Below are 18355 nucleotides of genomic sequence, written 5' to 3' on the forward strand. Positions count from 1 at the left end.
TAAGTATATATCTTCAAGGATTTATCAGCTCCTTGCGTAATCTTCTCTATCATTGGGCATTAAAGCGATACCGGCTGTTGCCGCTTGCAAATTCACGAAGGTCTTGTCGTTGATCAAGAGCGGTATATTCTTCGTTGAAGACTTCATCTTCTGATGATGCTTGGGATCGACATTTGCATTGAGCTGACGTAAAAGTTGACGCTCGCCACGCTGCGGGTCAAATCCTTGTTTCGTTAACCATTCGTACATTGACCGTTCATAAGGCATAAGCAATTCATTTGCCTCCACAAATAGAGGCAAATGTTTGTTTCCAATTTCGCTGCTTACAAAAGCAGTTCGCAGGAAATCAATTGCCATGACACGGATGACTTCACAAGGTTTGATCGTTACCACAACAATTTTCTCTTCGTCTTCGTACAAGACATCACCATCCTGCAAGCTGGATGTATTACCCAACAATTTGACGGCAATATCCATTCCCTCCGCTGTACGTAAACGTTGAATACGTTTGGTCGACTCATACCATTCAATAGCAAGCAAATCGAGACGCTTAGTGATCTGCTCCCCCTGAATATTCCTTGTGATTTCCGTGATTATCATTTTTTAATTTTTAATAAATAGATTTTTAGACAAGCCTAAACCTACTGTAGATCCATTGATTCCCGTAATGAGTTCGTGATCATTGGGAATTGCAGCATCTTTACTATTTCTCTTTTTATAAGACAATTCTGCTACTTTAGCTTTTAATGCCCAACCTTTTCCCAAGGCGATACCCACAAGCGGGTACACTCTGAATAGATAGCCATTGTATTTACCATCTACCATAGTACCACCGGTAGCGACATGTTGATCGCCCCACAAATAATGCACATCAACCTGGCCAATTAACATAAAATGCTCACTCAGGGGCCAAGTATTGCTATAGAAAGGTCCTATTTCATGCGAATGATCCGTAAAATCCAGTGCTTTATCCTTAACAGAATTGAATCCATAGTTTAGCCCCGCATTCATGTTGTCAGTGAAAAAATAAGCAGCACCCACCGGAGCGGCACTAAATTGATGCCCAGCTGTTGTTTCGTGGTAATTCAGTGCCCCATAAATCATGATACCTCCCTTTTGCGCATAGGCCGATTGTATGGTTAAGCACGCCATTGCTATACAACAGCCTAAAAATGTCTTCAAATTTTTCATTAGCGTAAATCGTATTTTAGCTTAATGAAGCATCATGAGCAATCAGTATTCCCTCTCTTTTATGCGCTTTTGATAAGCCCATGATGATTTCATCAACCTATTGTTTTTCATAGCTTATGGCGTGACATCGGATCACGCCATAAAAAGTAGTTATAGGGTTAAAACAAGAAGTATCGTTGTCCCAACGAAACTGTATCAACAGGTTTTGACCGCAAGATCTCGCCGTCAAGACTTACCTCATAATTCTCTGGATTGACGATAATTTCAGGTGTGGCATCATTGTGGATCATATCTTTTTTGGAGATATTCCGACAATTTTCTACGGCAAGTAAGGTTCTTTCCAGTTTATACTCTTCTTTAATTCCCTTTTCCAATGAAATTTTAGAGACAAAGTCAAAACAAGTTTGGTGAACGGCTTTACCTAAACCGCCAAACATGGTTCTTAAGATGATTGGTTGTGGTGTAGGAATAGAAGCATTCGCATCCCCCATTTTTGAAGCGATAATCATCCCGCCTTTAATAATCATTTCTGGTTTTGCGCCAAATAAAGCTGGACGCCAGATCACCATATCGGCAATTTTACCAGGCTCGATAGAACCAACGTACTTCGAAATACCGTGGGCAATTGCTGGATTGATCGTGTATTTCGCGACATAGCGACGTGCACGGAAATTGTCGTTGTCCTTACCTTCATCTTCAGGCAATGGACCTACTTGTTTCTTCATCTTGTCTGCAGTCTGCCAAGTACGTGTGATGACTTCACCTACACGTCCCATTGCCTGCGAATCGGAACTCATGATACTGAATACACCGCGATCTTGTAGTACATCCTCAGCTGCAATCGTTTCTGGACGGATACGAGAATCGGCAAAAGCCACGTCTTCCGGAATTTCTTTGCTCAAGTGGTGACAAACCATCAGCATATCCAAGTGCTCGTCAATTGTATTTTTTGTAAATGGACGTGTTGGATTTGTCGATGCTGGCAATACATTTGGATACATCGCAGATTTGATGATATCCGGAGCGTGCCCACCGCCAGCACCTTCCGTATGGAATGTATGGATCACGCGTCCGTTGATTGCCTGGATCGTGTCTTCCAAGAAACCCGCTTCATTCAGCGTATCGGTATGGATAGCCACCTGCACATCATATTGATCAGCAACCGTCAACGCTCTGTCGATTGTTGCTGGTGTAGCACCCCAATCTTCGTGGATTTTAACACCTAAGGCACCAGCTTCAATTTGTTCAACAATAGGTTGTTCAGTACCAACGTTTCCTTTACCAAAAAAACCAAAGTTCATTGGAAGATCTTCAACAGCTTGTAACATGCGGCGTAAATTCCATTTACCCGGTGTTACTGTAGTTGCATTTGTTCCATCCGCTGGACCTGTACCGCCCCCGATCATTGTTGTAACACCACTATATAAGGCCGTTTCAACTTGTGTTGGACTGATATAGTGGATATGGGTATCAATACCACCTGGAGTTAAGATGTATCCTGATCCACCATGCACCTCCGTAGAAGCACCGATAATCATATTTGGTGTAATATTATCCATGGTATCCGGATTTCCAGCACGACCAACACCAACAATTTTACCATCCTTAATACCAATATCACCTTTCACGATACCCCAGTGATCAATAACAATAGCATCAGTGATCACCATATCCAGTGTACCTTCATCACGTGTATGAACGGAAGATTGGCACATCCCGTCACGCACGGTCTTACCACCACCAAATTTGGCTTCATCGCCATAGTAAGCGTAGTCTTTTTCGACTTCAATAATGATATCTGTATCTCCTAAACGGATTTTATCTCCACTTGTAGGGCCAAAGATGGCGCTATAATTTAATTTGCTAACTTTTAAACTCATAACACTTTGTTTTTAAAGCCTTGTTCTTTTACTTTTTTCATTGCATTTGCTTTCGCAACTTCGGTTTCGGTATCTCCATTTGCCAAATCATTGTGGCCATAGATCCTTCTTGCACCTGCATACGGAACCAATTCGACATCTTTTGATTCGCCTGGTTCAAAACGTACTGCAGTACTTGCGATAATATTTAAGCGCTTACCAAAAGCTTTCTCGCGATCAAACTCCATCATTTTGTTCACTTCAAAGAAGTGGAAATGTGAACCTACCTGAATGGGCCTATCACCTGTATTTGTCACAGTGATGGTTGTAACTTCTCTACCTTCATTGCAGATCACATAGCCATCTGCAATAAAAAATTCTCCTGGGATCATAGATTATATTTTTAACAATTAGCGAATCGGGTTATGAACAGTGACCAGTTTTGTACCATCTGGAAATGTTGCTTCTATCTGTACATCATGAATCATTTCGGGCACACCTTCCATAACATCTTCACGTGTCAACAATGTTGCACCAAACTGCATTAAATCGGCAACAGTACGCCCGTCACGAGCAGCTTCTAAAAGTTCACTACTGATCAATGCAATAGACTCCGGATAGTTTAATTTAAGTCCTCTAGCTTTACGTTTTTTCGCTAGTTCGCCGGCAAGATGAAGCAATAGCTTCTCTGTCTCTCTAGGTAATAAATGCATATAAATATTATTTAAATTGTTGTTATTCGAATTAAAAACAAGTCACGGTGGGTACAGGTCACGACAAGGTCATACGACTTAAAAAAATCGTTCAAAATCGTGATGAATAGGACAGATTACACCCATACACAGCGCAAGGTCTGTCTTTTCTCAACCCTTGTAAGAAATGGAAATTTTTACCCCAGAAATGGGATCTTTAAACTTTGGAAAAGAATATATTTTGGCGGAAGGATCAATCGATCCATATAAGGCCTTCTGTTATTCTGAATTTTGAGACGTACAGGATAACAGAATACAAAAAGACAAATTGAAAGCACGCCCCAATAGAGCAGCTTGCTCCATTCATCTTTGAGGTCCATCTGTTCGGTGATATCATAGACATCATGATCTTTAACCGCGGCTAACAGATTTTCCCGTTCTGACTGTCCTAAAGCTTTATCTACATGAGAAGGAAATACAGACAGACTTAGGCGGACGAGGGGTAAATGCTGAACAGTAGAATGTGATGGCATAGCTATTCCTTTCATGAGCAGGGTGCTAAAAAGAAAAACTAAAAAGATTAAACTATACCTCATTCTTGCGTTCACAATACTATTATTTGTTGTTCAAATTTACAACCAAAGCGGGCTACTTGACTAGCACAAATCTTGAATTAAATAGTCCAAATTTGTTGAAAAAGCCCGCTTTGTCGGTTTTAGATTACTATTTCAGCATTAAAAAGAGTAACCCACTGATACCATGACATTTCGCGGTGCACCAGCAAAGGCTCTCGTGTAGTCAAAACCACCTAAAAAGTAATATTTATCGAATACATTGTTCAGATTTAAGGCCATTTTCATCGCACCAATGTGGTAATAGGCAGCAGCATTTACAGTGGTATACGAAGGCCATTGCCCCCAGAGTGCATTTCCTTCGCTATCCTTTCCGATACTGTTATCCATCCTTTTACGATCTACATAATAAACACCGGCACCAAAACCCAAACCTTTTAATGTACTAGCTGAAAACACATATTTCAACCAGGCACTCGCCATATTTTTAGGTGCTCCCGGTAGGGACTGCCCGATTTCAGAAGGAACAGAAGATGATTTTACCTCCGTATCACTATAGGTATAATTGGCCATAATCTGGAACTCACGTGTCAACTGCCCACGCACATCGAGTTCGACACCCTGCGATAGCGCTTTGCCAGATTGTCTATACTCCGGCAACCCTGAATCGTTGATAGCCCCTGTGGCAATGAGCATATTCCGTCGTTCAATTCGGAATAAGGATAGATCAACTTGCAATTGCTCTTTAAAAAAACCGGCCTTCATCCCCGTTTCCACCTGGAAACTCCGCTCAGCATCAAAGGGTTTATCGGCACCATAATCTTTATAGTTCTGAATAAAATTGGCGCCCACAGGTACAAATCCTTGTGAATAACTTGCAAAATAGTTAATCTGCTTATTGATTCCATAGGTTACACCAAAACGAGGTAATAAGGCATTTTGCGTTGCATGAAAGCGATTTTGTCCGTCAAGTGTCTCAGAAGAATAGTGCTCATGACGAAGACCTACAATAAGTTTCAATCGCTCGTCAATGCTGATTTGATCCTGAATATATTTACCCGTTGTTTTATAAGGGCTCAAAAAAGGATAAGCGACTCCCGTGCGCCACACATAATTCGTTAGATCATGCGTGGTATAAGTGGGATTGTTCAAATCAAAAGTCAACGGGACGACTTTGCCATCTACAGTTTGCTGCCGCGCCTCCCGCAATTGATTTTCTTTGTCGCCCCGATATTGTGCAAAATCAACTCCTGCAACAAAATGCTGATCGACTCTATCGCCCAAAAGATCCCACTTAACATAACCCACAACATTATCTGTATAGTCACGTCCATGACGATCAAAAAAACGCATATTCATAATGGTATTATGTGGCGCATCAGCAAAGGTGTTCATTGTCCGATGTTCGTTGACATCCTCCTGATAGATGGATTTCATGTAGCTCAGATTCAAACTAACATGTTCTGCCAGACGCTGAGACAAGCGGCCGCTTAACGAAAAAGTCTTGGAATTATAAAAATCGGAAGGCTGGCTCAACGTAAATGATCTTGGCAAAGCATAAAAGTTATTTTCCTTAATACCCATTCCCCGATCAAGATAACCGTTGAACTGATTATACACCATATCAATATCCACCACCGTGCCCTCAGCTGGTTTAAAGGTGAACGAAGGAGCCACCATGATTCGTTTCTGGCGATTTACATCGCGGAAAGTCTTTGTATCTTCGTAACCCGCATTAAAACGATATAAAATACGTTTGGCACTGTCCAGAGGTCCACCGAGATCCACAGTTGTTCGCATCGTTTCAAAACTACCACCTGAAAAATTCACATTCCCTCTAAAATCTTCCAAAGGCTTCTTGGTCGTCATATTAATTGTACCACCCGGTACGATATCTCCAAACAAAGATGCTCCTGGCCCTTTCAAAACCTCGATATTTTCAAGATTGATTGTTAAGGGAGAATTATAATAACTGTTACCATAACCATACCCCGAGCGTAAGCCATTGACAAGCCGTACACCCGTTTCATAACCGCTTTTAAAGCCACGAATGACAACATCATCATAGGAAGATGCTTCGGTCACACCAGCCAAATCCTGAACCAATGCCCCTGTGGTGAATGCCTGCTTATCCTCTATAAATTCCTTACTTAAAACAGCAACAGATTGTGGAAGATCTTTTAATTTTCCAGCAAATTTTCCGCCCAACTCCATGTCGTTTGTCAGATAAGAATTGTTGCGTCTACCTGTTACCAATACCTCATCCAAGGTATTATCACCGGCCACCATCAGTAATCGAACTCCTTTTTTTGCATTCCAGCTAGCGGCGTTCAAATCCAGCAATACAGGCTTATACCCAATTGCATCTGCACGTAACTGTACAGGAAAGGAAATTATTCCGGTAAAACTAAATTCGCCCTGAGCATTAGAACTTGTCTGTTGTTGTCCATCGACTAAGGTCAGTGTAACCCCAGCGATGGGATCACCGTTTTCATCCTGAATTTTTCCAAATAATGCTACACCTTGTTGTGCATATACGGCTCCCGGTACGGAAGCGCTTGTCAATAAAGCGAAAGCTAGCGCTTTCATCATGTTGTTCATTAGAATAATTTTTCTTTTTTTTGGATTACCCAAATTGGGTTTAAGCAATACGATCAACGAATAATTCCATGTGTATCGTTGGAAAATTCGATTCATTACAATAGTCCTTTAATTGAAAGCCTTGTTTTCCCCAAAACTCATAGGCTCCTGTCAAGAATGGGTGCGTATGTAAATAAAGCCTTTCTATACTTTTCTCCTTAGCTACAGCGACCAAACTTTTGAACAAGGCTGTTCCTAAACCTGACCTACGGTAACTCGGATCCACAAAAAGCCGGGCAACTTCCACCGTTTTCCTTCTGTCTATATCCAAATGCGGAAAACGGTAGTCATAAGCCGACATACCAACCACGCCGATCAAATTACCCCGATGATCTTTTGCCTGCAAGAATGCAGCAGCTTCAGCCTCAAGATACACTGCTGAAAATGCGAGTAGATCCTTAGGAAGCTTATTGGAATCCAACATCGGAAACAACTGTTTCCGAAATTCAATGACATAAGGTAATACGACATCAATATCCTCCTCTTCAACACGAGATATGGTTATATTTTTCAACTGAGGTTGAGTGGGAAGAGATCCCTTACTCATCCGTTTATTTTCAATCAATATATGACCACTGTCTTTAAATATATTCATAGTGTTATCGCTATTTTAAAATAATCGCCCCGTAAACTGGGCATTTCACCTACAAACCATGATGTTTTTACAAAGGCGCTTACTCCACACTTCATCAGGGTGTATTCAGCTCAGTGACGGTTGCTGGACTATGTTCTGCCCCCTCAATGGGTTCAAATGCCGCAGCACCACTCAGCATCGGAACAAACATCCATTTCTTTTGATTTTCCAAACTAATCAAAGGAAGTTGATAGGTCTGTTCCAATAAATTTCTTACTTGTTCCCGATCCAGACCATGGAGGTCCACGAGCCTATTGTCTTTCATCAGATAAAACTGATCACCAAAAAGAAACGCCATGTTAGGGTCGTGCATTACACATAACACGGTTGTCCCCTCCTTGACCAGCTCTTTGGCGGTCTGCAGAACCGCAATCTGATATTTCAGATCCAAATGATTCGTAGGCTCATCAAGCAATAATAAATCAGGTTGCTGTACCAATACCCGACATAGTAACACCAATTGTCGCTCCCCTCCAGACAACGACGTATAGGGTTTGTCCTTTAAGTGTGTGAGGTTAAATTTATCCAAGATCTGTTCTACTGCCTCGAAGTCTTCTTTACTTGGTGAAAAACGAGAAAATGAAGCCCGTCCCGTCAGAATAACATCAACAACGCTAAAAGGAAATGTGGTCTGATGGAACTGGTTCAGAAAACCCAATTTCAATGAATTAGCCCGACCAACCTTCCAATTGCGACGCTCCGTTTCATTAATAAGAACCGATCCATCATATTTTTTTTCCAGCCCTGCAATAATATTGAACAGCGTAGATTTACCACTTCCATTCCGACCGAGAATAACAGAAAGCTTTCCTTTTGGGAATGACATGGTTACATCATTTAAAATGATATCCTTACCGTAGGCAAAAGAAAGGTTGTTGATATGAATCGAATTACTCATGAATTCCAGTTGATTTCATTACGACGCATCAGGTAAATAAACAAGGGAGCGCCAATAATCATTGTAAATACACCGATCGGAATTTCAAATGGCATGACCGCCCTAGAAAAATCATCGATCAGTAGAAGAAAAGTACCACCAATACTGATATTTGCCCACACAACAATATTGTTATTGGGGCCAAAGATCATCCGGCTGATGTGTGGAACAATTAATCCAAATAGACTTATTACCCCTACAGCTGCAACGGCTGATGCTGTAATTAGTGTAGCTACAGCAATAAATCCCAGCTTCAATATTTTCGGATTGACGCCAACAGCAATTGCTTCTTGATCGCCCAAGGCTAAAAGATTCAGCTTCCAACGAAACAGGATCAGGATAGCCAATCCTATCGTTATCGGCAGAAAAGCATGCTGTACTTTCGACCAGGAGGCCGTATGCAGATTCCCCATTGTCCATTGTACAATAGCTTGTAATTTATAGGGATCACTGATGTATTGCAACAAGGTTAACATGGCTGTAAATACACCGGAAATAACCATTCCTGCCAATACCATCCCAATAATCGAGGTTTTCAAACCAGCATTTGAAACAAAATAAGTCAAGCCCACAGCACATACACCAAACAAAAATGCGGATATATTGACCGGCAATAGCGGAAACAACATAGCCAATGCAGCCCCAAAAGCAGATCCCGAAGAAATACCCAATGTAAAGGGATCAACGATTGGATTCCTAAAAATGGCCTGCAAGATTCCGCCAGAAGACGCTAGAGCAGCTCCGACCATAAAGGTCAGCAGAATCCGTGGTAAACGTACCTGCCACAATATCGTATCCATATTATCCTTCAATACCGCAGTAGGGTGACCTAAATATCCCCCCACTTCCGATCCAATGCGTTGGCAGAGCTCAACAAAACCAATGTTCTGGCTTGAGCCCACCAATAGGGAAAACAATAAAACCAACAATGGCAGAACAACGAGCAATAACAGCTTTTTTAATTGATGCATCATTGAAGTAATCCTGCTTTACCGTAAAGTTTTTCAAAAGCGATAGCCATATCCTGGTCAAGTTGCTGTTTCGTATAATCCGAAAAACACCAATGCCTTATCTGTTTGGCAAAAAGCATAAATTTGACGGTATGTGGGTCGAATGGAAACGACGGTGACATCACAAATACCTGTTTATTTCGCACTGCAGGTAAGGCCGCGAGTTCCTTTAAGTTATAGACGTCTGCCAATGTAGAATTCCAAAGAATAATGAGGTCCGGATTCCATTTATAAATTGTCTCTGCGCCGACATTTGGGGCTTCCATTTCCAACGGACAGGCGTTAGCTGCGCCCGAAAGGCGGATCGCCATATCAATCAAACTACCACGACCGGATGTCGAAAGTACCCGACCTTTAGACCAAGCGTAATAAACCTTCTTCTGTATTTGATCCTTGGGAGCAGTCATTTTTTTGATCTCCGCCGAAACAAACTGAACAATTTCTTCCGCTCGCGCTTTCTTTCCGAGTAATGCTCCCATCCCTGTCAGTTCATTAAAAATACTTTTTTCATCCTGCGAAGAAAAAGTGAACACTGGAATTCCAAGATCTTCTAGTTGGGAAATATTATCCTGATCGGTATTGAATGTCAAAACAAGGTCAGGGTTTAAGCTCACTATGCTTTCCACATTATTTGCCTGGCCTGCGAAAGTAGGTGTCGCCAGTGTTTTTTTTGCGATCCTATCATCCAATTTGGATAAAAACTTATAGGTATCTTCGACCTGATAAACCTGTTCAGGAATACCAACAAGGCTATTTTCAGCACCCAACATGTAGACTTCATCAACAAGGGACGGAAATAATACAACCACACGTTGTGCCGTATGCGCTAATACCACTTCTTTTCCACGGCTGTCGACAGCTTTCACTTGATTGCTGACCGCACCTGCTTGCCGATTTTGGCAGGCGCTCACCAAACACAAACATGCCAAAAGCAATACAGGTATAATACGATTCACTTTCATCTACTTATTTTTTAGGATTTGCTTACGCGGATCAACATGTTCATCTGTTCCGCTTAAATCTGCTTTCTTTTTATTTCTCGCCTGCAGTCGAATCAAATTCTCGGATAACAGTAAGGCTTCCTCCAATTGAATCGAGGTTCCATACTTTGCCAGGACCTGCTCATAGAGCCGTCCATCGTAAGGAAGACGAAGTGATTGGGCATCTGTTACGTTGAATATGGGCAGATGTCTGTTTCCAATAAAATAACCAAAATCTGCAAGCTGCACCAAATCTATTGGATTGAATCTTATGGTCAACGTAGGCTTGACAACCAGGATCGCCTGTAGCGTTTCCTGATGAAATAAAGCATCGCCATGATGCCATTCCGCACCTTGCTCCAATTGCATAAAGATTGTCTTTCCGCCCGTTGTATTGCGTGTTAGGCGCCTTTTGTGGACTTCATACCATTCAAGATACACTTGATCGACTTCACTAAGAGCAAACTCATGCTTTGCTACAATTTTATCTATTGGTACGGGTAGCTCATTCATATTGTAAACCTATCTTCTTCATTTCGTTAACGGCACTGACACAGTTTCGTTCTCCGTCAAATCTATTTCCTCTAAACACAAATAACATGTCAACATATACAGTATAACAATGAAGCGCGGATCATTGCTATACCACTCTTTTATCAATTGGCCGTTATTTTACTTCAAGCGCCTTATATTGATCTTTTTTCGCCTGAACTCTTTCTTTCAACCAATCACACCAGGTATCAAGACCGTCACCATTTAATGTACTGATTGTAATAACTTCCAAATTGGGGTTCACCTCGCGCGCATCTTTCGTTACCGCATCTACCGAGAAAGGTACATATGGCAGTAAATCAGCTTTGGAAACCAACATCAATTCGCTTGTTAAAAACATACGTGGGTATTTTTTCGGTTTATCGTCCCCTTCTGTGGTCGCCAATAAGGTCACGCGGTAATCTTCACCCAAATCAAACGCTGATGGACACAATAAATTCCCGACGTTCTCAATAAACAACAGGTCTATTCCTTCGATATCGATATGATCCAGGGCTTGTAAGATCATTTGTGCCTCAATATGACACATTCCACCAGTGACAATCTGCAATGCATTAATGCCTACCTCACGCATACGAACCGCATCACGTTCGGTTTCCGGATCACCCACCAAAACAGCAATATTCAGATCTTTGGCCAAACGTTTTCCCGTTTCTTGCATCAAGGTAGTTTTACCCGAACCCGGAGAAGAACATACATTGATCACACAAACGTCTTTCAGTCTATCGCGGATGGCTTTTGCGACAAAATCATTTGCTTTTAATAAATGTAGCGTTGTATTTTCACATTGAACCGAACCTACACGGTTACCTAAACTTTTAGGATTTGAAGTATTGTCTGACATGATAAACGATATTAGTCTTGTTTAAAAATTACTTTTGATATATAGAGTTCATTCCCTTGAACAATTGTACTAGAAGCCTGTCCGCAATCACATACAAATCGATGAAAATGAACCGGAAAATTTTTCTGACAATGTTCACAATATGCAATGATATCGTTTACAACGACTTCCATTTCCATATCTTGGTATTGCGTATTTTCAGCAATAAAAGCATCAAATGCATTTTGGATCAATACAGGCTGGACGTTGGATAACAATCCTGCTGTGACCTGAATTTTTTGAATATCATCTACCCTAGCCTCATAATGCGAGGTCAACGTATCAAAAATATCCTTTACTATACTTAGCTCGTGCATTGGTATATTTTAAGAAATAAATAAATTTAGAAAAGAAATGACAGTTCTCTTTGCCTGTATGATGTGAAGAAAAGCGTATGCTTTAGCATGGAATTTTGATTTGCTCAAACAGCAAAAATCGAGCGATGGGTATATGCTCTAGATCAAGGGTATGTTCATACCGATAATCTTTCTGTTGTGGGGATGGCAGAAGTTCATGCCATAGCAAATCAACCGTAACCAACCAACGCTCCATCAACCAATCTTGTGCCACTTCGGCGTCCAATTCCGCAACAATGGATTGAAGCGATGGGTAAAGCGAACAAAATTGACTATGATCTTTATGAAAATGGACGATGTGTGTATGGTCCGCATTGTTGGAAGGATTTTTTGCAGATAAAAACTGGGATTCGACACTTTCACTTTTCAGTACAAGACTGTTTGCATTTAAATTCTTAAATGATAACAACAGTGCTGCAAACAGAAAAATAAAGTGCTTCCACATAGCTTTAACCTAACAATGTATCAAAGATTCCTTTGAAACCATTACAAAGTTACTACCGATCAAAGAAGAAAAAGTAGCACAAATCTTGAATTTTATTTCACAAAATAGGAAACACCCAAAGAAAATTCCATAATTCTTCATATATTAAATTAAAATTTGGTTAAAGTGAGATTAAAATGATATTAGAGGCAAAAATTGGTTCTTTTTTGGCTGCTATTCTCATTAAATAAATTGGTCCATGTCGTAGACCATAGCGATAAATATTGGTCAGGTACATCATAAAAATCTGAGCCAATCTTAGCGGCGGAGCAAAAGGTTAATTTCAGGGTTATCTGGATAAATCTAAAATAACAAGAAGCCAGGTTCGCGTCGGACCTGGCTTCTTGAAAAACTGATATTCTTAACAATTAGCGATGCAGATCAAAACGGTCTAACTCCATCACTTTAGTCCATGCCTTCACAAAATCTTGTACGAATTTATCTTTTGCATCGGCACTGCCATATATTTCAGCAACAGCTCTCAGTTCAGCGTTGGAACCAAAAACAAGATCTGCACGTCCGGCTTCCCATTTTTTAACACCAGATTTACGATCTGATCCTTCAAAAACTTCCCGATCCGGAGAGATGGCTTTCCAAGCTGTTCCCATATCCAATAGATTGACAAAAAAGTCATTCGTCAATTGGCCTGGCCGATCTGTCATCACTCCTAATGCAGAACCATCAAAATTTGCCTGAAGAACACGAAGTCCGCCGATCAATACCGTTAGTTCCGGAACAGATAGCGTAAGTGATTGTGCTTTGTCGATCAATAATGATTCCGTAGACACGGTATAAGCACCTTTACGGTAATTTCTAAATCCATCCGCAATTGGCTCAAGATAGCCCATGGATTCTACATCCGTCTGTTCCTGTGATGCATCCATACGCCCCGGATGGAACGGTACGTTGACAGCATGTCCAGCTGCACGAGCGGCCTGCTCTATCGCAGCAACACCACCTAAGACAATTAAGTCTGCCAAGGAAATCTTCTTTCCGCCCTGTTGCTTTCCATTAAAGTCCTGTTGAATTTGCTCAAGCGCAGTAAGAACTTTTTGCAATTGTGCTGGATTATTGACTTGCCAATAACGCTGCGGAGCCAACCGTATCCGCGCACCGTTTGCACCACCTCTCTTGTCAGACCCACGGAAAGTAGAAGCTGAAGCCCAAGCGGTCGTTACGAGCTCTGCAGTGCTGAGCCCCGCGCTCAATAGGGTAGATTTCAACATGTTAATATCATTAGCATCGACCAAAGCATGATCGACAGCAGGAATAGGATCTTGCCACAATAATTCCTCAGCAGGAACTTCGGCACCTAAATAACGCTCTCGTGGTCCCAAATCACGGTGCGTCAATTTAAACCAGGCGCGAGCGAATGCATCGGCAAATGCGTCTTGATCTTCGTAAAATTTACGCGAGATCTTTTCATAAATTGGATCAAAACGCAAGGACAAATCTGTCGTCAGCATCGTTGGCCTACGTTTTTTAGTTGGATCAAAAGGATCTGGAATAGTCGAATCAGCTCCTTTGGCTACCCATTGATGCGCTCCTGCAGGACTCTTTGTTAATTCCCATTCATTTTCGAAGAGATTTTTAAAAAAGAGATTGGTCCATTCTGTCGGTTTCTGTGTCCAAATAACCTCCAAGCCACTCGTGATCGCATCTGCTCCTACTCCACTGCCATAGGTACTTTTCCAACCAAGCCCTTGTTGTTCTATGCCGGCTGCTTCAGGTTCTTTTCCGACATTGTCGGCAGGACCTGCTCCGTGTGTTTTTCCAAACGTATGCCCTCCAGCAATCAAAGCGACAGTTTCCTCATCGTCCATCGCCATCCGACCAAAAGTATCCCGTATATCTTTTGCAGCCGCGATAGGATCTGGATTTCCATCTGGTCCTTCCGGATTAACATAAATTAATCCCATCTGTACCGCTGCCAACGGTTTTTCAAGATTGCGCGAATGTTGTTTACCATCTGCATCATCATCGGCAGATAATACACCGTGTGATTCCACTACGCCTTCTGAACCATGAGCATAGCGTACATCACCGCCCAACCATGTTTTTTCAGAACCCCAATAGACATCCAATTCAGGTTCAAAAGCATCCACACGTCCACCAGAATAACCAAAAGTCTTGAAGCCCATAGACTCTAAAGCAACATTCCCTGTTAAAATCAATAAATCTGCCCAGGAGATATTTTTACCATATTTTTGTTTGATAGGCCACAACAGGCGACGTGCTTTATCCAAACTCACATTATCAGGCCAGCTATTCAGTGGTGCAAAACGTTGTTGCCCAGACCCAGCTCCGCCTCGACCATCGCTTACCCGATAGGTTCCTGCACTATGCCAAGCCATCCGGATGAATAATGGTCCATAATGTCCAAAGTCAGCAGGCCACCAGTCCTGCGAATCGGTCATCAAGGCATGCAAATCTCTTTTTACGGCTTCTAAATCCAATTGTTTAAATGCTTCCGCATAATCAAAGCCCTCGTCCATCGGATTTGACTTGCTCGCGTGTTGTCTCAACAGATCTACACGAAGTCTATTTGGCCACCAGTCCTGATTTTGAGTTCCCCCTCCCGCAACGGCGTTGCGCATCGTACCATTATGAAATGGGCATTTGCTAATGTCTTTTTCGTTGTTGTCCATAAGAAAAGAAAGTTTATTTATATAATATCTTAAGTGATCAAATTGTTTGACTCCCACTTTCATAAAATTACACAAATGAGATCCCACTTGTACATCGAATGATTCGATACACTATAATCAAAATCTATATACACAATATATAATTATATAAAATGCTAAAAATCATCTTTTAATGAGCAGCTAGAATATGACGATTTTTGGAAGTCTGAAAAACAAAAGCGATTCTTTTACTATTCTATAATTAGGTTGTATCAAAAATATTGACCATGAGTGAGCTATCCACATTTTTGGTAAGTGCTTTTATAGGCTTGAGTCTGGCTGCAGCTACCGGCTTCCGGGTTTTCATGCCGCTATTCTTATTGAGCCTTGGCTGTCGGCTTGAATTGTTCCAGGTTGGCAATGAATTGGCCTGGGCGGGCTCACCTATTGTTTTGGCAGCTACAAGCCTAGCCATGATCCTGGAAATAGCAGGATATTACATTCCTTTTATTGACAATATATTGGACAGCCTTTCAATTCCTCTCGCGACGATAGCCGGCACCTTACTTTTTGCCATACAGTTTACAGATATTTCACCCTTTTTCCGCTGGGCTATGGCAATCATCGCTGGTGGCGGTACCGCGGCGACCATCAGCACAGCGCTAGCTGGTACCCGTGCAGTCTCGTCTGTTGGGACGGCAGGTTTTGGCAATTTTATGATCTCGACCATGGAAACCATCGGTTCAACCATTTTGACCATACTCGCCATATTTGTGCCCTTTATGGCAATTATAGTTGTTATAGGCTTATTCTATTTCTTTTGGCGATTTGGCAAAGAGCAACTCAATAAAAAACTTAAAAGAACGGAGTAGCTTTCACAACATAACATCTAAATAAACTTCACACAGTGCCATACGAGCTACAATAAAGCCAAGCCTCACCAGCACAGATAGAAGCCAGTTTAGCATGCACAAACCAACTAGGGATATTGTAACCATCTTATAGCCCTAGCTGATCTATAGCTGCGTAAACTCCAAATCCCTAACCTTTATACCTTTCAATCAAGCGAATATCTGGCAGGTATCATGTTATGCCTTTTGACAGTGCTTGTTCAGTGCTCGCTCAGTTCTTGTTCAGTGATCGCTCAGTGCATACTGAATAAACAATGATTGAATACTGTTTAAAAATTGATTAAAAATTGTTGTTACCTATAATCTGGTGTTAGTACATTTCCGTTTTGAGATTATCTTGATCTAAGACCAAATAGGTTATTATGGCAATGATCAACAATCGAGACAAATTCTGGGAATACTTAGAAAAGCAGTACGGATATAAGGACCATAGTGCCAAACAGCTATTCGAAATTCGTTTACTGTTCACTGCTTTTGGGCACCGGTTGGCGGTAAATTAAGAGACAGAAAAAGGACAGCAAAATTCGATGCTGTCCTTTTTCAACATCAGCTCTTACGCTGATTTAAGGCTACGCACATCAGCAGCCTTGATGTGCGCCCAGATCAAAACTGGTTTTTACTAATCAATAACAACCTCTTGTGGCCGTTTTACTTTTTCAAGATCTTTTGGAAGGATAACCGTCAATACCCCATCCTCGAAACTTGCATGCACATTATCTGTAAGTACTTGTTCATTTAATTGGAATTCACGTTCAAATGCCAATCCATCCTGCTCTTTATAGATATAATCTATGGCATTGTCCTGGGTGTTTTCTGTACATGAAATCTTCAGTATCCCGTCATTTATGCTGACTTGGAATTGTTCTTTCTTACGTCCAGCGGCAAAAAGCTGCACTTCATAGAATTCTTGATTTTCGGCAATATTTACAGGAACAGCTTGCTGTACGCCAGCATTGTGCCCGGCTTCACCATCAAAAAACTGTTGTTGGAATTTTTCAAAGCGGTCTTTGAAATGTTGTCCGCAAAATTTATTATGATTTGAATATCCGTTGGTATAATGATTTCTTTTAAACATGTCTTTAATTTTTAATATTGAATAATACGTGTAAACTGATGTGGGATGAATTTCCTCGTCTTGCAATTTTTAACCTTAGTAAACTGGAACTATTGTTGCTTTCTTAGCACGTTTTTGCCCTTGTAATGGAACAATTGCAACCACAGTGTTATAATGACGGTGAACGTTCGGATATACCGGAGCCCTATCCATTTTGAATGCTTGTCTATCTCTTCTACGCATTCTTGCCGCGGCAAAGCTTCCTATACCAAAGAGAATTGTCCCAAACAACAAGAGCTTAAAGATCGTCCCAATAATCAATGTTGCTAATCCTGCTATTGCCGTAAGCACAATAAGGCGTGGCAATATAAATCGAAGTTTATTTTTCATTTGAATACATTTTTTTAAAAATGATTGCGGATTATATCTATTTTCAGCACATTGCACATAGAATTTTCCTAGATCATTTGGTATTTGTAATTAACTATTTGTTTTATCCAACATCCCTGCTGACAGATCCTCGCGTTCTGTTACTTGTTTACCATCAGGATATCGGCATAAAAAAAGGCGCCTTTATAGAAGAAGACGCCCAACAACAGTTTTTACTTTAAAATTTTTATTCTTTTTTTCAGAACCCGCATCGTCCTCCAAAACGACGCTTCCATTCTTCGCGCAAACGTTCCCTTTCCTCATCGGAAAGATCTTCTCCTTTTTCCATCTGAGGCGGAAAATCCCGTCGGAATCGGCCACCTCCCGGTTTACCGAAGCCCCTGCCGAACAAGATTTTCGACAAGACAAAGAGTCCCAGCGCCTGCCAATAGGTAATTGCTTTCAGATTGAAAATATCAACCATTAATGTATTCCACAAATATTGTAGTAATGCTACCAACAAAAAAACACCAACGATGATAGCGACAACCATAAAAGCGAATTTACCCTTCCGCTGTCTTTTCATTCTTCCATTCATAGCTTA

At 41.2% G+C, this 18355-nt stretch carries 19 protein-coding genes and 1 pseudogene; 1 reads left to right on the top strand and 19 read right to left on the bottom strand.

Annotated elements, in window-relative coordinates; translation table 11 throughout:
* Positions 1–24 precede the first annotated feature (24 nt).
* The 16 genes and pseudogenes from B4Z47_RS01575 to katG all read right to left on the bottom strand — a co-directional run bounded on the left by B4Z47_RS01575 (position 25) and on the right by katG (position 15438).
* Positions 25–600, bottom strand: a complete 576-nt coding sequence (locus tag B4Z47_RS01575; RefSeq protein WP_070567875.1) for an urease accessory protein UreE — start codon at positions 598–600, stop codon at positions 25–27.
* A 3-nt stretch (positions 601–603) separates the two neighbouring features.
* On the bottom strand, positions 604–1191 hold the full coding sequence (locus tag B4Z47_RS01580) for a hypothetical protein (protein ID WP_139145037.1): 588 nt from the start codon (positions 1189–1191) through the stop codon (positions 604–606).
* 158 nt (positions 1192–1349) lie between these two features.
* Entirely contained in the window at positions 1350–3071 is a 1722-nt protein-coding gene (ureC, locus tag B4Z47_RS01585) for an urease subunit alpha (protein ID WP_070567879.1), read from the bottom strand.
* A 65-nt stretch (positions 3072–3136) separates the two neighbouring features.
* Positions 3137–3442: pseudogene (gene ureB, locus B4Z47_RS01590) on the bottom strand (urease subunit beta); the annotation flags it as partial.
* 18 nt (positions 3443–3460) lie between these two features.
* Entirely contained in the window at positions 3461–3763 is a 303-nt protein-coding gene (ureA, locus tag B4Z47_RS01595) for an urease subunit gamma (RefSeq protein WP_070567883.1), read from the bottom strand.
* 176 nt (positions 3764–3939) lie between these two features.
* Positions 3940–4290: a hypothetical protein gene (locus B4Z47_RS01600; RefSeq protein ID WP_070567885.1), complete on the bottom strand. Its 351-nt coding sequence runs from the start codon at positions 4288–4290 to the stop codon at positions 3940–3942.
* A 186-nt stretch (positions 4291–4476) separates the two neighbouring features.
* The gene (locus tag B4Z47_RS01605) at positions 4477–7011 is read right to left on the bottom strand and encodes a TonB-dependent receptor (protein WP_254667738.1); all 2535 of its coding nucleotides are present in this window, start codon (positions 7009–7011) and stop codon (positions 4477–4479) included.
* Positions 6956–7549 carry a GNAT family N-acetyltransferase gene (locus B4Z47_RS01610; protein ID WP_236586028.1) on the bottom strand — a complete coding sequence of 198 codons (594 nt, stop codon included), beginning with the start codon at positions 7547–7549 and terminating at the stop codon, positions 6956–6958. Before B4Z47_RS01610 ends, B4Z47_RS01605 begins: the two co-directional genes overlap by 56 nt.
* Before the next feature lie 94 nt (positions 7550–7643).
* Entirely contained in the window at positions 7644–8486 is an 843-nt protein-coding gene (locus B4Z47_RS01615) for an ABC transporter ATP-binding protein (RefSeq protein ID WP_070567887.1), read from the bottom strand.
* A complete protein-coding gene (locus B4Z47_RS01620; RefSeq protein WP_236586027.1) occupies positions 8483–9499 on the bottom strand; it encodes a FecCD family ABC transporter permease in 1017 nt (338 codons plus the stop codon). Before B4Z47_RS01620 ends, B4Z47_RS01615 begins: the two co-directional genes overlap by 4 nt.
* Positions 9496–10497 carry an ABC transporter substrate-binding protein gene (locus B4Z47_RS01625; protein ID WP_201638979.1) on the bottom strand — a complete coding sequence of 334 codons (1002 nt, stop codon included), beginning with the start codon at positions 10495–10497 and terminating at the stop codon, positions 9496–9498. Before B4Z47_RS01625 ends, B4Z47_RS01620 begins: the two co-directional genes overlap by 4 nt.
* Positions 10498–11028: an urease accessory protein UreE gene (locus B4Z47_RS01630; RefSeq protein ID WP_112376083.1), complete on the bottom strand. Its 531-nt coding sequence runs from the start codon at positions 11026–11028 to the stop codon at positions 10498–10500.
* Between the two features lie 154 nt (positions 11029–11182).
* Positions 11183–11911 (bottom strand): hydrogenase nickel incorporation protein HypB, encoded by a 729-nt coding sequence (gene hypB, locus B4Z47_RS01635; RefSeq protein WP_112376082.1) that lies wholly within the window; start codon positions 11909–11911, stop codon positions 11183–11185.
* Between the two features lie 11 nt (positions 11912–11922).
* The gene (locus tag B4Z47_RS01640) at positions 11923–12267 is read right to left on the bottom strand and encodes a hydrogenase maturation nickel metallochaperone HypA (RefSeq protein ID WP_046675411.1); all 345 of its coding nucleotides are present in this window, start codon (positions 12265–12267) and stop codon (positions 11923–11925) included.
* Positions 12268–12349: 82 nt separating this feature from the next.
* A complete protein-coding gene (locus B4Z47_RS01645) occupies positions 12350–12751 on the bottom strand; it encodes a hypothetical protein (RefSeq protein WP_201638978.1) in 402 nt (133 codons plus the stop codon).
* A gap of 407 nt (positions 12752–13158) precedes the next feature.
* Complete coding sequence (gene katG, locus B4Z47_RS01650) at positions 13159–15438, bottom strand: catalase/peroxidase HPI (RefSeq protein ID WP_112376560.1); 2280 nt, start codon at positions 15436–15438, stop codon at positions 13159–13161.
* A 266-nt stretch (positions 15439–15704) separates the two neighbouring features.
* On the opposite strand from katG, the gene B4Z47_RS01655 reads away from it, so the two are divergent.
* Positions 15705–16289: a DUF4126 domain-containing protein gene (locus tag B4Z47_RS01655; protein WP_112376080.1), complete on the top strand. Its 585-nt coding sequence runs from the start codon at positions 15705–15707 to the stop codon at positions 16287–16289.
* Positions 16290–16947: 658 nt separating this feature from the next.
* Here the strand turns inward: B4Z47_RS01655 and B4Z47_RS01660 are convergent.
* The 3 genes from B4Z47_RS01660 to B4Z47_RS01670 all read right to left on the bottom strand — a co-directional run bounded on the left by B4Z47_RS01660 (position 16948) and on the right by B4Z47_RS01670 (position 18349).
* Positions 16948–17403: an Hsp20/alpha crystallin family protein gene (locus B4Z47_RS01660; protein ID WP_070567899.1), complete on the bottom strand. Its 456-nt coding sequence runs from the start codon at positions 17401–17403 to the stop codon at positions 16948–16950.
* A gap of 75 nt (positions 17404–17478) precedes the next feature.
* On the bottom strand, positions 17479–17772 hold the full coding sequence (locus tag B4Z47_RS01665; protein ID WP_070567901.1) for a hypothetical protein: 294 nt from the start codon (positions 17770–17772) through the stop codon (positions 17479–17481).
* A 238-nt stretch (positions 17773–18010) separates the two neighbouring features.
* Positions 18011–18349 carry a hypothetical protein gene (locus tag B4Z47_RS01670; RefSeq protein WP_046675405.1) on the bottom strand — a complete coding sequence of 113 codons (339 nt, stop codon included), beginning with the start codon at positions 18347–18349 and terminating at the stop codon, positions 18011–18013.
* Positions 18350–18355: the final 6 nt, after the last annotated feature.

The organism is Sphingobacterium sp. UBA2610, from assembly GCF_002339225.1.
In the GTDB taxonomy this organism is placed as follows: domain Bacteria; phylum Bacteroidota; class Bacteroidia; order Sphingobacteriales; family Sphingobacteriaceae; genus Sphingobacterium; species Sphingobacterium multivorum.